The sequence below is a fragment of the Pseudomonas sp. RU47 genome, from assembly GCF_004011755.1.
GTDB lineage: Bacteria > Pseudomonadota > Gammaproteobacteria > Pseudomonadales > Pseudomonadaceae > Aquipseudomonas.
This window is the reverse complement of the sequence record NZ_CP022411.1, coordinates 4,833,283-4,847,775: the sequence shown is the minus strand read 5'-3', so window position 1 is coordinate 4,847,775 and position 14,493 is coordinate 4,833,283. Positions and strand designations below refer to the sequence as shown.

General features: G+C 59.4%; 16 protein-coding genes. 12 read left to right on the top strand and 4 right to left on the bottom strand.

The genetic code is table 11. The features are described from left to right. Positions 1-64: 64 nt before the first annotated feature. From CCX46_RS22035 to CCX46_RS22005, 7 genes are all read left to right on the top strand, one after another. Positions 65-1,069 carry a substrate-binding domain-containing protein gene (locus CCX46_RS22035; protein ID WP_064120360.1) on the top strand — a complete coding sequence of 335 codons (1,005 nt, stop codon included), beginning with the start codon at positions 65-67 and terminating at the stop codon, positions 1,067-1,069. A 53-nt stretch (positions 1,070-1,122) separates the two neighbouring features. Further along, positions 1,123-2,667, top strand: coding sequence for an L-arabinose ABC transporter ATP-binding protein AraG (gene araG, locus CCX46_RS22030; RefSeq protein ID WP_127929326.1), 1,545 nt, complete (start codon positions 1,123-1,125; stop codon positions 2,665-2,667). Between the two features lie 12 nt (positions 2,668-2,679). After that, positions 2,680-3,648 carry an L-arabinose ABC transporter permease AraH gene (araH, locus tag CCX46_RS22025; RefSeq protein ID WP_026000669.1) on the top strand — a complete coding sequence of 323 codons (969 nt, stop codon included), beginning with the start codon at positions 2,680-2,682 and terminating at the stop codon, positions 3,646-3,648. 403 nt (positions 3,649-4,051) lie between these two features. Further along, positions 4,052-4,765, top strand: coding sequence for a GntR family transcriptional regulator (locus tag CCX46_RS22020; RefSeq protein WP_127929325.1), 714 nt, complete (start codon positions 4,052-4,054; stop codon positions 4,763-4,765). After that, the gene (locus tag CCX46_RS22015; RefSeq protein ID WP_127929324.1) at positions 4,762-5,760 is read left to right on the top strand and encodes an ADP-ribosylglycohydrolase family protein; all 999 of its coding nucleotides are present in this window, start codon (positions 4,762-4,764) and stop codon (positions 5,758-5,760) included. The genes CCX46_RS22020 and CCX46_RS22015 overlap by 4 nt, the downstream gene beginning before the upstream one ends. Before the next feature lie 202 nt (positions 5,761-5,962). Continuing rightward, entirely contained in the window at positions 5,963-7,429 is a 1,467-nt protein-coding gene (locus CCX46_RS22010) for a purine-cytosine permease family protein (protein ID WP_127929323.1), read from the top strand. Further along, the gene (locus CCX46_RS22005) at positions 7,422-8,351 is read left to right on the top strand and encodes a PfkB family carbohydrate kinase (RefSeq protein ID WP_127929322.1); all 930 of its coding nucleotides are present in this window, start codon (positions 7,422-7,424) and stop codon (positions 8,349-8,351) included. Before CCX46_RS22010 ends, CCX46_RS22005 begins: the two co-directional genes overlap by 8 nt. 160 nt (positions 8,352-8,511) lie before the next feature. On the opposite strand, the gene CCX46_RS22000 is transcribed toward CCX46_RS22005, so the two are convergent. From CCX46_RS22000 to CCX46_RS21985, 4 genes are all read right to left on the bottom strand, one after another. Next, positions 8,512-8,769: a hypothetical protein gene (locus CCX46_RS22000; RefSeq protein WP_016986009.1), complete on the bottom strand. Its 258-nt coding sequence runs from the start codon at positions 8,767-8,769 to the stop codon at positions 8,512-8,514. Positions 8,770-8,813: 44 nt separating this feature from the next. Continuing rightward, positions 8,814-9,155 carry a hypothetical protein gene (locus tag CCX46_RS21995; protein WP_127929321.1) on the bottom strand — a complete coding sequence of 114 codons (342 nt, stop codon included), beginning with the start codon at positions 9,153-9,155 and terminating at the stop codon, positions 8,814-8,816. Between the two features lie 82 nt (positions 9,156-9,237). Next, complete coding sequence (locus CCX46_RS21990; protein WP_127929320.1) at positions 9,238-10,434, bottom strand: MFS transporter; 1,197 nt, start codon at positions 10,432-10,434, stop codon at positions 9,238-9,240. A gap of 108 nt (positions 10,435-10,542) precedes the next feature. Next, positions 10,543-11,196 (bottom strand): HD domain-containing protein, encoded by a 654-nt coding sequence (locus tag CCX46_RS21985; RefSeq protein ID WP_095048595.1) that lies wholly within the window; start codon positions 11,194-11,196, stop codon positions 10,543-10,545. A 230-nt stretch (positions 11,197-11,426) separates the two neighbouring features. Here CCX46_RS21985 and CCX46_RS21980 point away from each other — a divergent pair, with 230 nt between their 5' ends. The 5 genes from CCX46_RS21980 to CCX46_RS21960 all read left to right on the top strand — a co-directional run bounded on the left by CCX46_RS21980 (position 11,427) and on the right by CCX46_RS21960 (position 14,483). Next, positions 11,427-11,906: a GNAT family N-acetyltransferase gene (locus CCX46_RS21980; protein ID WP_007908312.1), complete on the top strand. Its 480-nt coding sequence runs from the start codon at positions 11,427-11,429 to the stop codon at positions 11,904-11,906. Between the two features lie 159 nt (positions 11,907-12,065). Further along, positions 12,066-12,728 (top strand): hypothetical protein, encoded by a 663-nt coding sequence (locus CCX46_RS21975; protein WP_127929319.1) that lies wholly within the window; start codon positions 12,066-12,068, stop codon positions 12,726-12,728. After that, the gene (locus tag CCX46_RS21970) at positions 12,725-13,219 is read left to right on the top strand and encodes a PAAR domain-containing protein (protein ID WP_108226305.1); all 495 of its coding nucleotides are present in this window, start codon (positions 12,725-12,727) and stop codon (positions 13,217-13,219) included. Before CCX46_RS21975 ends, CCX46_RS21970 begins: the two co-directional genes overlap by 4 nt. A 5-nt stretch (positions 13,220-13,224) precedes the next feature. Then, positions 13,225-13,953 (top strand): alpha/beta hydrolase, encoded by a 729-nt coding sequence (locus tag CCX46_RS21965; protein ID WP_127929318.1) that lies wholly within the window; start codon positions 13,225-13,227, stop codon positions 13,951-13,953. Beyond that, entirely contained in the window at positions 13,950-14,483 is a 534-nt protein-coding gene (locus CCX46_RS21960; protein ID WP_127929317.1) for a hypothetical protein, read from the top strand. The genes CCX46_RS21965 and CCX46_RS21960 overlap by 4 nt, the downstream gene beginning before the upstream one ends. Positions 14,484-14,493: the final 10 nt, after the last annotated feature.

Here is a 14,493-nt window from a genome sequence, read left to right as displayed (position 1 = left end):
TTTGCAGGAACACGCTTTAACGCTTTTCAAACATTGCTCAAAAAAAATAACAAGGAGTCAGCTTATGAAACGTCGTTTCGGGATTCGTACCCTGTGCAGTACCGCCCTGGCGGTCACCGCGTTCAGCCTGAGCAGTGCGCTGCTCGCTGCCGACACCGTGAAAATCGGTTTCCTGGTCAAGCAGGCGGAAGAGCCGTGGTTCCAGACCGAGTGGGCTTTCGCCGAGAAAGCCGCCAAGGACAAGGGCTTCGAACTGATCAAGATCGCCGTGCCGGACGGCGAGAAAACCCTCTCGGCCATCGACAGCCTCGCCGCCAATGGCGCCAAGGGCTTTGTAATCTGCCCGCCGGATGTCTCGCTCGGCCCGGCGATCATGGCCAAAGCCAAACTCAACGACCTTAAGGTGATTGCCGTCGACGACCGCTTCGTCGACGCCAACGGCAAATTCATGGAAGACGTGCCGTACCTCGGCATGGCCGCGTTCGAAGTCGGCCAGAAGCAGGGTAACGCCATGGTCGCCGAGGCGAAAAAACGCAACTGGGACTGGAAAGACACCTACGCGGTGGTCAACACCTACAACGAACTCGACACCGGCAAGAAACGCACCGACGGCTCGGTGAAATCCCTCGAAGACGCCGGCATGCCGAAAGACCACATCCTCTTCGCCGCGCTGAAAACCCTCGACGTACCGGGCAGCATGGACGCCACCAACTCGGCGTTGGTGAAGCTGCCAAGCGCGGCGAAAAACCTGATCATCGGCGGCATGAACGACAACACCGTGCTTGGCGGCGTGCGCGCCACCGAAGCTGCCGGTTTTGCCGCGGCCAACGTGATCGGTATCGGCATCAACGGCACCGACGCCATCGGCGAATTGAAAAAGCCCAACAGCGGTTTCTTCGGTTCGATGCTGCCAAGCCCGCACATCGAAGGCTACAAGACCGCCGAGATGATGTACGAGTGGGTGACCACCGGCAAAGAGCCGCCGAAGTACACCGCGATGGACGACGTCACCCTGATCACCCGCGAGAACTTCAAACAAGAGCTGGAAAAAATCGGCCTGTGGAACTGATGCCGCGACGGCCCGGGCAGCCGGGCCGTTTTTCGGTGTGAAGAGGTGGCTTTATGCACGCGCAAGTACAAACACAACAACACAGCGCCAGCGGCAGCCTGCGCTTCAACGGGATCGGCAAAACCTTTCCCGGGGTGAAGGCGCTGGACGCTATCAGCTTCGTCGCGCATCCGGGGCAGGTTCATGCCTTGATGGGCGAGAACGGCGCCGGCAAATCGACTCTGCTGAAAATCCTCGGCGGCGCTTACATCCCGAGCAGCGGCGAGTTGCAGATCGGCGAGCAGACCATGGCGTTCAAGTCGACGGCTGACAGCATCGGCAGCGGCGTCGCGGTGATTCACCAGGAGCTGCATCTGGTGCCGGAAATGACCGTCGCCGAAAACCTGTTCCTCGGCCATTTACCGGCCAGTTTCGGTTTGATCAATCGCGGTGCGTTACGCCAGCAAGCGTTGAATTGCCTGAAAGGCCTGGCCGACGAAATCGATCCGCAGACCAAGGTCGGGCGCTTGTCGCTCGGCCAGCGACAACTGGTGGAAATCGCCAAAGCCCTGTCGCGCGGCGCGCATGTGATCGCCTTCGACGAACCGACCAGCAGTCTTTCGGCCCGTGAGATCGACCGCTTGATGGCGATCATTGGCCGCCTGCGCGACGAGGGCAAAGTCGTGCTCTACGTCTCCCATCGCATGGAAGAAGTGTTCCGCATCTGCGACGCGGTCACAGTGTTCAAGGACGGTCGCTACGTGCGCACGTTCGAGGACATGAGCCAGTTGAGCCACGATCAACTGGTGACCTGCATGGTCGGGCGCGACATTCAGGACATCTACGATTATCGCCATCGTCCACGCGGCGCCGTCGCGCTGAAGGTCGCCGGCCTGCTCGGTCCGGGTCTGCGCGAGCCGATCAGTTTCGAGGCGCACAAAGGTGAAATTCTTGGCTTGTTCGGACTGGTCGGGGCAGGGCGCACCGAGCTGTTTCGTTTACTCAGCGGGCTCGAACGTCACACGGCCGGGCGTCTTGAATTGCGCGGTCATGAATTGAAACTGCGCTCACCGCGCGACGCGATTGCGGCGGGGATTCTGCTGTGTCCGGAAGATCGCAAGAAGGAAGGCATCATCCCGCTGGCCAGCGTCGCCGAGAACATCAACATCAGTGCGCGTGGCGCGCATTCGGGGCTCGGTTGCCTGATTCGCGGTCTGTGGGAAAAAGGCAACGCCGACAAACAGATCAAAGCGCTGAAAGTGAAAACCCCGCACGCCGGCCAGCAGATCAAATTCCTTTCCGGCGGCAATCAGCAGAAGGCCATTCTCGGCCGCTGGCTGTCGATGCCGATGAAAGTTTTGCTGCTCGATGAGCCGACACGCGGCATCGACATCGGTGCGAAAGCGGAGATCTACCAGATCATCCATAACCTCGCCGCCGACGGCATTTCGGTGATCGTGGTGTCCAGCGACCTGATGGAAGTGATGGGTATTTCCGACCGCATTCTGGTGCTCTGCGAAGGCGCCCTGCGCGGCGAAATCAGCCGCGACCAGGCCAATGAATCCAACCTGCTGCAACTGGCTTTGCCGCGCCACCGCGCTGACGGCGTGGCGAACTGAGAGGTGACTATGATGACAACCCAAAACGAAACCCTGCCCAAAGAGCGCAAACCGCTGGACATGCGCCGCTTCCTTGATGACTGGGTCATGTTGCTGGCGGCCGTGGGCATTTTTGTCGCCTGCACCTTGCTGATCGACAACTTCCTTTCGCCGCTGAACATGCGCGGTCTGGGCCTGGCGATTTCTACCACCGGGATTGCCGCGTGCACGATGTTGTACTGCCTGGCGTCGGGGCATTTCGACTTGTCGGTGGGCTCGGTGATTGCCTGCGCTGGCGTGGTCGCGGCGGTGGTGATGCGTGACACCAACAGCGTATTTCTCGGTGTCAGTGCAGCGCTGGTGATGGGCCTGATTGTCGGGCTGATCAACGGCATCGTGATTGCCAAGTTGCGCGTCAATGCCTTGATCACGACGTTGGCGACCATGCAGATTGTTCGCGGTCTGGCTTACATCTTTGCCAACGGCAAGGCGGTGGGCGTGTCGCAGGAATCGTTCTTCGTGTTTGGTAACGGCCAATTGTTTGGTGTGCCGGTGCCGATTCTGATCACCATCGTTTGCTTTCTGTTTTTTGGCTGGCTGCTGAATTACACCACCTACGGGCGCAACACCATGGCCATTGGTGGTAACCAGGAAGCGGCGTTGCTGGCGGGTGTGAACGTTGATCGGACCAAGATCATTATCTTTGCCGTGCATGGGGTGATTGGTGCGTTGGCCGGGGTGATTCTGGCGTCGAGGATGACGTCGGGGCAGCCGATGATTGGCCAGGGTTTCGAGCTGACGGTGATCTCGGCTTGCGTGCTGGGTGGGGTGTCGCTGAGCGGCGGGATCGGCATGATCCGGCATGTGATTGCCGGGGTGTTGATTCTGGCGATCATTGAGAATGCGATGAACCTGAAGAATATTGATACCTTCTACCAATACGTTATCCGTGGTTCGATCCTGCTGTTGGCCGTCGTGATTGACCGTCTGAAGCAGCGCTAAGATCAAGAGCCCCTCACCCCAGCCCTCTCCCGGAGGGAGAGGGGGCCGACCGAGGTGTCTGGCGTGATACATCGACCTGAAAGATTGTGTCGATTATGGATTCAGCAAGGCACTTTCAGGTCGACGAACCTCCTGAGCATCCCCCATTCAGTCCCCTCTCCCTCCGGGAGAGGGTTAGGGTGAGGGGAAGGGTCGACCGAGGTGATTCGTCGACTGAAAGACCTCGTCGATTATGGATTCGGTAAAGCACTTTCAGGTCGATGTATCTCCCAAATATCCCCCATTCAGTCCCCTCTCCCTCCGGGAGAGGGCTAGGGTGAGGGGCTTTTGATTCTCCCGCCTTTCGTCACTCTCCCTAAATATCCCTTGCCCGCCCACGCTTGTTTCGGGTATCAATTTGTACATGATTAGACAGGTACGATTTGACAAGAAACAACGGGTGGTCGACGAACTCGTCCGGCGCATCGAAAGCGGCCTCATGGAGGACGGCTTTCTGTTGCCTGGCGAGCATCAGTTGGCTGAAGAATTCAAAGTCAGCCGAGGCACGCTGCGCGAAGCGCTGGCCGAACTGAAACGGCGTAACTACATCGCCACGCAAAGCGGTGTCGGTTCCATCGTCACTTTCGACGGTGTCGCCCTCGACCAGCGCAGCGGCTGGGCGCAGGCCTTGGCCGACAGCGGGGCGATGATCAATACCGAAGTGTTGCGTCTGGAAGCCGTGACCCGGCCAGACCTGCTGTCGCGATTCGGCACTGACCAATTCATCACCCTCGACCGTCGTCGCCGTTCCAACGAAGGCACGCTGGTCTCCCTCGAACGCTCGTTGATGCCAGCCACCGGCGGCCTGGAAAGCCTGCCGCGCGTTGGTCTGATCGACAATTCCCTGACCATTACTTTGGCCGCCTACGGTTACATCGGCGAACGCGGCGATCAATGGATCGGCGCCGAACCGTTGAATGCCGAAGACGCCGCACTGCTTGGCCGCCCTGAGGGCACGGTGTTCCTCAAAGCCCTGCGCACCACTTACGACCGCCAGAACCGTTTCATGGAGCTGGTTGAAAGCCTGCTCGACCCGGTGCATTTCCGTCTGCACCTGCAATTTGGAGAATCGAAATGACCGCGCTCAACCGTGCCCTCGGCGCTTTCTATGGCCTGGCCCTCGGTGATGCGCTGGGCATGCCGACGCAATCGCTGAACCGCGAAACCATCAAGACCCGCTTCGGCCAGATCACCGATCTGCAGGATGCCGGCCCCTTGCAGCCGATCGCCGCGAACATGCCCAAAGGCTCGATCACCGATGACACCGAGCAGGCGATTCTGGTCGGCGAATTGCTGGTCGAAGGCAAGGGCCGCATCGAGCCGGCGATCCTCGCGCAACGTTTGATCGAGTGGGAAGCCGAAATGCAGGCCAAAGGCTCGCAGGACTTGCTCGGGCCGTCGACCAAACGCGCGATCGAAATGATCCTTGCCGGCCATTCGCCGGAAGAAGCCGGGCGCTACGGCACCACCAACGGCGCGGCGATGCGCATTACGCCGGTGGGGATTGCGGCGGATGTTGTCGACCCTGAACGGTTTATTGCGGCGGTGGTACAGGCCTGCCAGGTCACCCACAACACCACGCTGGGGATTTCCAGTGCGGCAGCAGTGGCGGCGGTGGTGTCTGCCGGCATCAACGGCATGGACCTGGGCGAGGCGTTGAACCTCGGTCAGCAAATCGCTCAGCAAGCCGAGGCGCACGGGCACTGGGTCGCCGGTGGGCGTATTGCCTCGCGCATCAGTTGGGCGCGCACCATCAGTGTCGATAGCGACAAGGCTTTACTGGCGGATCTGCTCTACGACGTGATCGGCACTTCGGTGGCCTCACAGGAATCGGTGGTGGTTTCGTTTGCACTGGCACAGCAAGTGGCGGTCGGTGAGATGAGCGCGTTTGATGCGCTGTGCATGGCCGCCAGCCTTGGCGGCGACACGGACACCATTGCGGCGATTCTTGGCGCGATGCTTGGGGCCTGCCTGGGTCTTGAGAGTTGGCCTGCCGAGATGATCGAGACGGTTAAGGCCGTTAATCATCTGGAGCTTGAGCCGTTGGTGCAGGGGCTGTTGGCTTTGCGCTGATTGGGCTGACGTCTTCGCGAGCAGGCTCGCTCCCACAGGGATTACACGGTACTTGTGGGAGCGAGCCTGCTCGCGATGGCCGCACCGCATATTCGAATATTTAACCCGCAATGGATCGCGCAGACAGGCCGAGGATGGCCGCGATGTCTTGTCGTTTTGCATCATTGCCACAACCACAAAAAAGGCAAACAGGAGCACCTTCATGAGTTCATCAAACGCCGGGCAAAGCGCCGGGCAACTGGAAACCCGCGGCATCGAACCGGTGCCGGAAGCCGAGTGCAACGGTCATCCGCTGCAACTGTTCTGGGTCTGGTTCGCCGCCAATATTTCCATCCTCGGTTTGCCGCTGGGCGCCACGCTGGTGGCGTTTCGCGGGCTGGCGATCTGGCAGGCGATCATCGTCGCGATCATCGGCGCTGCCGGTTCGTTTGCGGTGGTCGGAATCATCTCGATTGCCGGTCGACGTGGTCGTGCGCCGAGCCTGACCTTGTCACGAGCGATCTTCGGCGTGCGCGGCAATATCGGCCCGACGCTGGTCTCGCTGATGTCGCGTCTCGGTTGGGAAACGGTCAACACCACCACCGCTGCATTCGTGCTGCTGTCGCTGTGCTCGATCCTGTTCGGCTCCCCGGTCGAAGCGAAAAGCGCACCGGTATTGACGCTGATCTTCATCGCGATTTTCGTTCTGCTGACCTTGTCAGTATCCGGCCTCGGTCACGCGACGTTGTTGGTCATCCAGAAGTGGGCGACCTACGTGTTCGGCGCGCTGAACATTCTCGTTGGCGGCTTCCTCTGCGCGACCATCGACTGGAGCGCAGTGTTCAACGCGACACCGGCGCCGATGAGCGCAATGATCATCGGTATCGGCACCATGGCCGCCGGCACCGGCATCGGCTGGGCCAACGCTGGCGCCGACATGTCGCGCTATCAGCATCGCAGCGTCAAGGCTGTGCGTCTGGTCGCGTCTGCCGCGTTTGGTGCGGGTATTCCGCTGGTACTGCTGATCACTCTTGGCGGTCTGCTGTCGGTGGGCAACAACGACCTGGCCTCGGCGACTGACCCGATCGTGGCAATTCGCGACATGCTGCCAACCTGGATGGCGGTGCCGTACCTGATCACCGCATTCGGTGGCTTGCTGCTGTCGAACAACCTGTCGGTGTATTCCGCTGGTTTGACCACGCTGACCCTCGGCCTCAAGGTCAAGCGCGTCTACGCGGTGGTGGTCGATATCGTCGCTATCTTCGCCGGCTCGATCTACTTCATGCTGATCGCCGACAGCTTCTACGGTCCGTTCATTACCTTCATTTCCCTGCTTGCCGTGCCGATCACCGCATGGGTCGGGATCTTCGTCGTCGACCTGATTCATCGTCACTACTACAGCCCGAAGGACCTTCTCGACGTCAGCCCGAGCAGTGCTTACTGGTATCGCGGCGGTATCGAGTGGCGTGCGTTTGGTGCATGGTCGATTGCCATTGTCCTCGGCTTCAGTTTCACCACCATCGGCACCACTGCCGAGAACGTCTGGTTCAAGGGCTTCCTGTCCGACTCGTGGCTGGGCCACAACGGCCTCGGCTGGATCGTGACCTTCGTCGTCGCTGGTGGGATTTACTTTGTACTGGGCGGGGCGAAAGATCGCCGCGCCGCGCAAACCGAGAATGCTCATGCCTAAGATGTTGCACACCGGCCAGGTCATCATCGACCTGGTCATGGCCGTGGATAAACTGCCGCAGATTGGCGGTGACGTGCTGGCGCAGTCGGCCGGTTTCGAAGCGGGCGGCGGTTTCAACGTGATGGCGGCGGCGGTGCGTAACGGCCTGCCGGTGGTGTATCTCGGTCGCCATGGCAGTGGGCGTTTCGGCGATCTCGCGCGTCAGGCGATGAATGCCGAGGGAATTCACATCGGCATCACCGAACCCGCACCGAAAGACACCGGTTTGTGTGTGGCACTGACCGATGCGTCCGCCGAGCGCAGTTTCATTTCCTACATCGGCGCTGAAGGTGAAGTGACTGAGGCGGATCTGAACAGCGTGCCGGCCGAGGCGGGCGATTACGTTTATCTCAGCGGCTACAGCCTGCTCCACGAAGGCAAGGCCCAAGCGTTGCTCGACTGGACGTTGGCGCTACCGGACTCGATCAATGTTGTGTTCGATCCGGGCCCGTTGGTGGAGTCGCCGGACTCGCCGCTGATGAAAGCGTTGCTGCCGCGCATTGATGTCTGGACCAGCAACAGTGTTGAAGCGCTGCGCTTTACCGGCGCTGAGGATATTGGCGCGGCGCTGGATCGTCTCGCTGAACATCTGCCCGGCGATGTACTAATGGTGGTGCGTGACGGCCCGCAAGGGTGCTGGATTCATCAGGTCGGCGAGCGTCGGCATGTGCCGGGGTTTGCCGTGAAAGCCGTGGACAGCAATGGCGCGGGTGATGCCCATGCCGGGGTGTTTGTTGCCGGGTTGGCGCAGGGTTTGTCAGCGCATGAAGCGGCGCGGCGGGCGAATGCGGCAGCGGCGTTGGCGGTGACACGCTGGGGGCCGGCGACATCGCCGGGAGCGGCTGAAGTGGAAGTGTTTATCCGCGAATCTAGCGGCGAATGATCTACCGCTTTCGCGAGCAGGCTCGCTCCCACATTGAAATGCATTCCAATGTGGGAGCGACGGTGCGACGATTCGACCTGCTCGCGAAAGGACCATTAGTTTCAACACAAAATTCAATGCTGGATACCGCTCGCCGCATCGGCAGCGAGCGGCCTCAGGACTACTGCAGATCCAGCTTGCGCGCCGCCTCAACGCCAGCGGCACTGAGCTTGATCGGCAGGTTCAACGAATGTTCGCCAGCCTCGTTGCAGGTCACATGCCCGTGGTGAATCAGTCCACGATCCTGCAAAGCGGCGAGGGCGCTGGCCACGACTTTCTCGCCCCGGTAATTGTCCAACACTTCCTTGCCCAGTCCACTCGGATGGGCGTGCAGCAGGCGGGTGAGGACTTCTTTTTCCAGGTTTTTATCGACGTTCATGGTTACCTCTTCATTGGATTGAATAGGGCGCTCGCGTCGGCGAACTACTGACCGGAGCCTTCGGAACCGGAGCCACCTGTGGTGGTTTTTGAGCCAACGCCGGGGCCCGCATTGTCAGGCGTGGCGGGGGCGTCGGGAGTGTTCATGCCGCCCTGACGACCCGGATCACCGCCTTGAGTGCGCGGATCGGTGCCGGTGGCGGGAGGCTGATTGATCAAAGGCACGCCCGAGCCATCGGTGTTCATACCGGGGGCACTGTTGATGGCGGGGGCGCGTGGCGGGGTCGGGTCGGTAGGGCCAGTGCCCGCAGCGGTAGCGGATGCTGCGAAAACCGCAGGGCAGAGCAGGGCGCTGAATACGAAAGCGGTCAACCTTGACGGGATCATAGGGCGTCTCCAGTGATTGGAATCCTTACCTGTCGTTGGTCTGCCCTCTGAGCGGTTTGGTGCCTGATGAACGACGAACGGTCTAAATCGCTGGTACGGTTTTGACATTCAGTCGACGCCAGAGCAGACGACCAAGGGTGATCAGCCAGTTCATCAATGCCACTACCAACACAGTGTGTAAAAGCGTTGCCATGCCGTGTTCGACGATGATTTTGCCAGCGAGCAACGGGAAGCCGAATACGCCGATAAAGTACGCCAGACTGAACAGCAACAGCGCCTGTGATGTGGTGCCGGCCGGTGCTTCGTTGGCGGCCAGACCGTTGATCACCGAATAGGTCAGGCCATAACCAACACCCAGCAGCACTGCCGCCAGCAGGTAAGTGAACCCGCCGTGCACGCCGAACGCGAACAGCACAATCGAACTCAACATCAACCCTGACAGCAGGCTCGACGCGCGCAACGGGTCACGCTTGACCACATACCCCGCGATCAACATTCGACTGCTGATCGCCGCACTCATGAAGCCCAGAAAGAACAATGAATAATCCAGCGAGCGCGCAGCGGCATAGCTGGTCTGAAAGCTCGACAGGCCACCGAATACGCAACCGCCGAGACCGACCATGATGATCGGGAACACGGCGCGCGAGCCCAGCACTTGAGTGGTTGCTTGCCAGCTGATTTTCGCGGCGGTTGTCGCCTGTGTGCTTTTCAGTTTTGCGCCGAGTTGCCAGAACAGCAGCGCGCCGATCAGGCTTGCCAGCGCCGCCAGATAAAACGCCGAGGTCACAGGCATACCCAACGCACTGGCGGCGCGCCCGAGTAACGGGCCGCTGCCGATGCCAGTCATCATGCTGCCCGACAGCAACGCGAAATACCTGGCCCGTTGCGCCGGCGTCACCAGACTGGCAACGATGATCGGTCCCAAGGTGTAAAACACCCCCCAGCCCAGGCCCAGTAACAAACCAAAAAACAACAGCAGATGACCGAATCCCGGCGTCATTGCAAAGCCCAGACTCGCCGCCACCAGCAACAGACCAAACAGGGCAATCGAACGCGCCGCACCGAGCCAGTCCGACAGATGCCCGGACACCAGCACTGCGACAAACGTACTGAGCATCGCCGCCGAAATCACGCTGCCGGCATCGTGTTCATTGCCGCCGCGCGCACCGATCAACAGCGACAGCAAAAACGTCGAGCCATAGGACAACGACAGCAGATAACTCGCGAGGCAGAACAAGCCGAACAGCTTGCCTGATACCTGGGGTGATGCTTGCGACATGACGCGGTTCCTTGACCGGAAATTCAGCGTCATCTGTTTAGCACGCCAGGTGAGCGGGTTAGGTCTGAAGTTGGCGAAGTCAGGTTCAGCGCACGCCGGAGTAACGGCTTAAACGATGCCAATCTCTTCCTTGAACTGTTCCATGAAACCCTTCAGACGTTGATGACGGACCTGCGCAAGACGCTGGCCGGCGGTGGTCTGAAAACCGTCGGCGAGGTGCAGCAGTTTGGTCTGGAAATGATCGAGGCAAAAACGCGTGTCATCGTAATCGCGTTGTTTCGCTTCGGGATCCTGCGGGTCGTACAGCGCCGAACCCATGCGCCCGGCGATGTAGAAAGTGCGGGCGACGCCAAGCATGCCGAGTGAGTCGAGCCGATCGGCGTCCTGGACGATTTTCGCTTCGAGGGTGAGCGGGGTGATGTTGGCGGAGAAACTGTGGGCTTCGATGGCGTGGGCGACGGCGGCGATTTTCTCTTCGGACCAGTTCAGATCGGCCAGCACTGACGAAGCTTTATCTGCCGCCAGCCGCGAAGCCTGCGAACGCAGTGGCGAATTCTTCTCGACGGCCACGCAATCGTGCAAGAGCACGGCGGCCAACAACACCTCAAGATCACCGCCTTCTTCTTCATGCAGCGTACGCACGTTGTGCCAGACCCGTTGCAGGTGGGCGAGGTCGTGAGCGCCGTCGTCGGACGGCTCCAATGCGTACGGCAGTAACTCTGCTGCCAGTGCCGCCACCGGTGTAAAAAACTCAAGGTTCATAAACATCCTTTTAGACTGTCGAAGTCACTGTGTGAGAGCGAGCCTGCTCGCGAATGCTGTCTGTCAATCAACAATGCAGGTGACTGAAAGGACGCTTTCGCGAGCAGGCTCGCTTCCACAGGGGACTGCTGTTTTTGCAACATTGCGCAGGGTAGTGTGTGTTTTGCCATGTGACGAGCGCCGCGCACCGTCTTAGTATGGCGTTTTCCTTTTTCCGACAAGGCCCGTCCATGACGATCGAAATCCGCCCGGCGACCCCCAGCGATGCCCCGCAAATCCTCGCCTTCATCACTGAACTCGCCGATTTCGAAAAGGCCCGTCACGAAGTCATCGCCAGCGTCGCCGACATCGAACGCAGCCTGTTCGGCGAAGGCGCCACCGCCCACGGTCTGATCTGCCTGCGGGATGGTCTGCCGATCGGTTTCGCGGTGTTTTTCTTCAGCTATTCGACCTGGCTCGGCAGCAATTGCCTGTACCTTGAAGACCTCTACATCACCCCGGAGCAACGCGGCGGCGGTGCCGGCAAAACCCTGTTGCGCCACCTGGCAAAAATCGCCTGCGACAACGACTGCGGCCGCTTCGAATGGAGCGTGCTCGACTGGAACACGCCGGCGATCGAATTCTACAAATCCCTCGGCGCGCAACCTCAGGAAGAGTGGGTGCGCTACCGCATGGATGGCCAGGTTTTGCGTGAGTTTGCCGAGGGTTGAACACGATGATGGCAATCCGGCAGTAATTCGATTGTCGCCAGCGCTCTAGTCCGGCATTCTACGCGCCATTTTTGCGCGCTCACGGACGACACCTGCAATGCCTCTGGCACAACTTCTCCACGCCCGTGGAGCCTTCGCCGCGTCAACGAGTGACCGGCGATGAGCGGACTACGGGCGACAATGCGTCTGTACGGCCTGGTGAAAAACTCAGGCTCGAGCGACAACCCCCAACGTCAACCGGTCGATATTCTCTGTACGACGAACAGCCCGGGCGGCACTGCCATTCGTGCGTTCGTGTCGCGCCTCGATGCCGAGTTGATGACGCGCAGTGCCGGACTCGCCGATTACCGCGTGATACCGCTGCGCACCTTCGATCCGACGGCGTTTATCGACGCCCATCAAGGCTGGCTGACGCTGTACATCTGTTGTGGTTTCGTCGCCCCTGCCGGGCATTCGCTGCTCAAGGACGGCGGGTTGATGCCGATGGGCTGGTACGTCTATTCCGAGATCGGCCAGTGGACGGCCCAGCATCATCTCGACCTCGGCGCACAAATGGCCGAACTGCTGCAATCGACTTACGAGCGCAATCAACTGCGCCACTACAACGCCTGGCTCAACGAACTCGACGACGCCTCGCCGGCCGAACTGGCCTGGCAAACCGACGAAGCCTGGCGACACCTGCAAACCGCCGCATCACCCGACAGCCGTGAGCATTGCCACGCCCTGTTCGACCCCGTCGACAACCGCTGGCGCTTCGCCGCGACCGACATCGATATTCATCAGCCGCACCCGGAACCCCTGAAGCAAGGAGCTTTGAATTGAGTGGTAAACCTGCTGCACGCGTCACCGACCCGACCGCCTGCCCATTGCCAGGCCATGGCACCAACCCGATTGTTTCCGGCTCGCCGAACGTCTTCTTCGACGGCCTCGCCGCCGCGCGCATGACCGATAAATCGGCGTGCGGCAGTCCGATTACCGGAGCCGTTTCCGGCACCGTGTTCATCAATGGCCTGAATGCCGCAACGCTCGACAGCACTGGCGGGCACGGCAATGTCGTGGTCGGTGGTTCAGGGACGGTGATTATCGGCCAAAGTGGCGGCGGGGCGGCGTTTAGCGGATTGCTGCCGATGCCGGTGCATTTCAATGATCGGATGCAGATTGTTGATGAAAACAGCGGTGAACCGCTTTCCTATATTGCCTACGTCATCGAACGGGCAGATGGAACGCTGGAACGAGGCGTCACTGATGCCAAGGGTCATACCCACACGGTCAGTTCGCACCTCAAAGAAACCATCAAACTGTACGTGGAGTAATACCGATGGGAGCTCAATCCGGAGCCGTTCAAGGATGCATCGGGAGACTGGTCGCCAGTCATGAGTTGACGACAAAAGAGGATCAGACGGTCAAACCGGTGACGCTTGCCAGAGAGGTTGTGGCTTTTTTCATTGGCGGTGCTGGCGATTCGGAAAGTTACTACGGAGACGGGCCTAGCAACTACACCTTGCGGGCCATGGAAGCTTTGCAGGTCCGTTTGGGCTCGAGCTATGGCGGCAAATTCCAACCCTATTACATGGGATACAACGATGTAAAAGGGGAGGCCGACCTCGAAGAGTTTGTATTCTCCAAGCTGCCTCACAAGTCCGCACATGTCTACATTGTGGGTCATAGTCTGGGCGGGTGGAACGGCGCGCATTTGTCGCAGATTCTCACCGATAAAGGTTATATCGTGAAAATGCTCGTTACTCTGGATCCTGTGGGGGAAGGTGTGATGGTGGCGTTGATTTCGGATATTTACTGGTCGGAGCCAACGCCCAAGGCTGAAACCTGGATCAACGTTCGGGCAGAGCCTGACGAGATGGATCGAACCGACGTAGTCGCTTGGGTGGGGGGCAAGTGGGATATCGAATCCGGTCCCGATGTTATGGGGATCGTCAAATTCAACCATTACTCGGCCTTGAGATTGTATGAGTCCCGCCTGGAGTGCGGGCAGTCGGCATTGGATTTGTCGGCGAGTTCAATTGCTGGTTACTTGAGGGAAGGTGCATGAGATGGGTATTGCTGATCGCTGTGTCGTTATTGTGCGTTGCCTGCGCAAAGTCTCATGACATCACCCCCGCGTCATTGGGCTATGAATCGATTACGCCGCGCTCGAATAGCGTTTTTTTTGAGGTCAATTTCAATTCGGATGTGGAACTGCTGGAGATTTTCTGGCGGGAAAAGAAAGCGAACAGCTTTGATCAGGTGTTTGTTTGTGCCTTGGGTGATGACACGGACTTTTCCATTGAACATACGATATCGAAAGCAGCAATGGGTTTGGTCAGAGAAAACAAGGAGCATTTGAACAAGGCCGGATTCGGATATACCGCGAGCATTGCTTTCAAGGACGTTGGTGAAAAGAAAAGGACCTCGAAGTACTTGAGTCGTGACGCCATAAAAGGCTTGTTGAAAGACAAGCAGATGATTCCGTGCAAAGTGGTGGTTACGGCAACGGGTTATAAGGCGTATTACACCAAATCACTGTTCATCCCCGTTGCAGATGTCTTTTCTGCCCTGTCGGACTACGACAGTTTTCGATGACGTGCCCAGC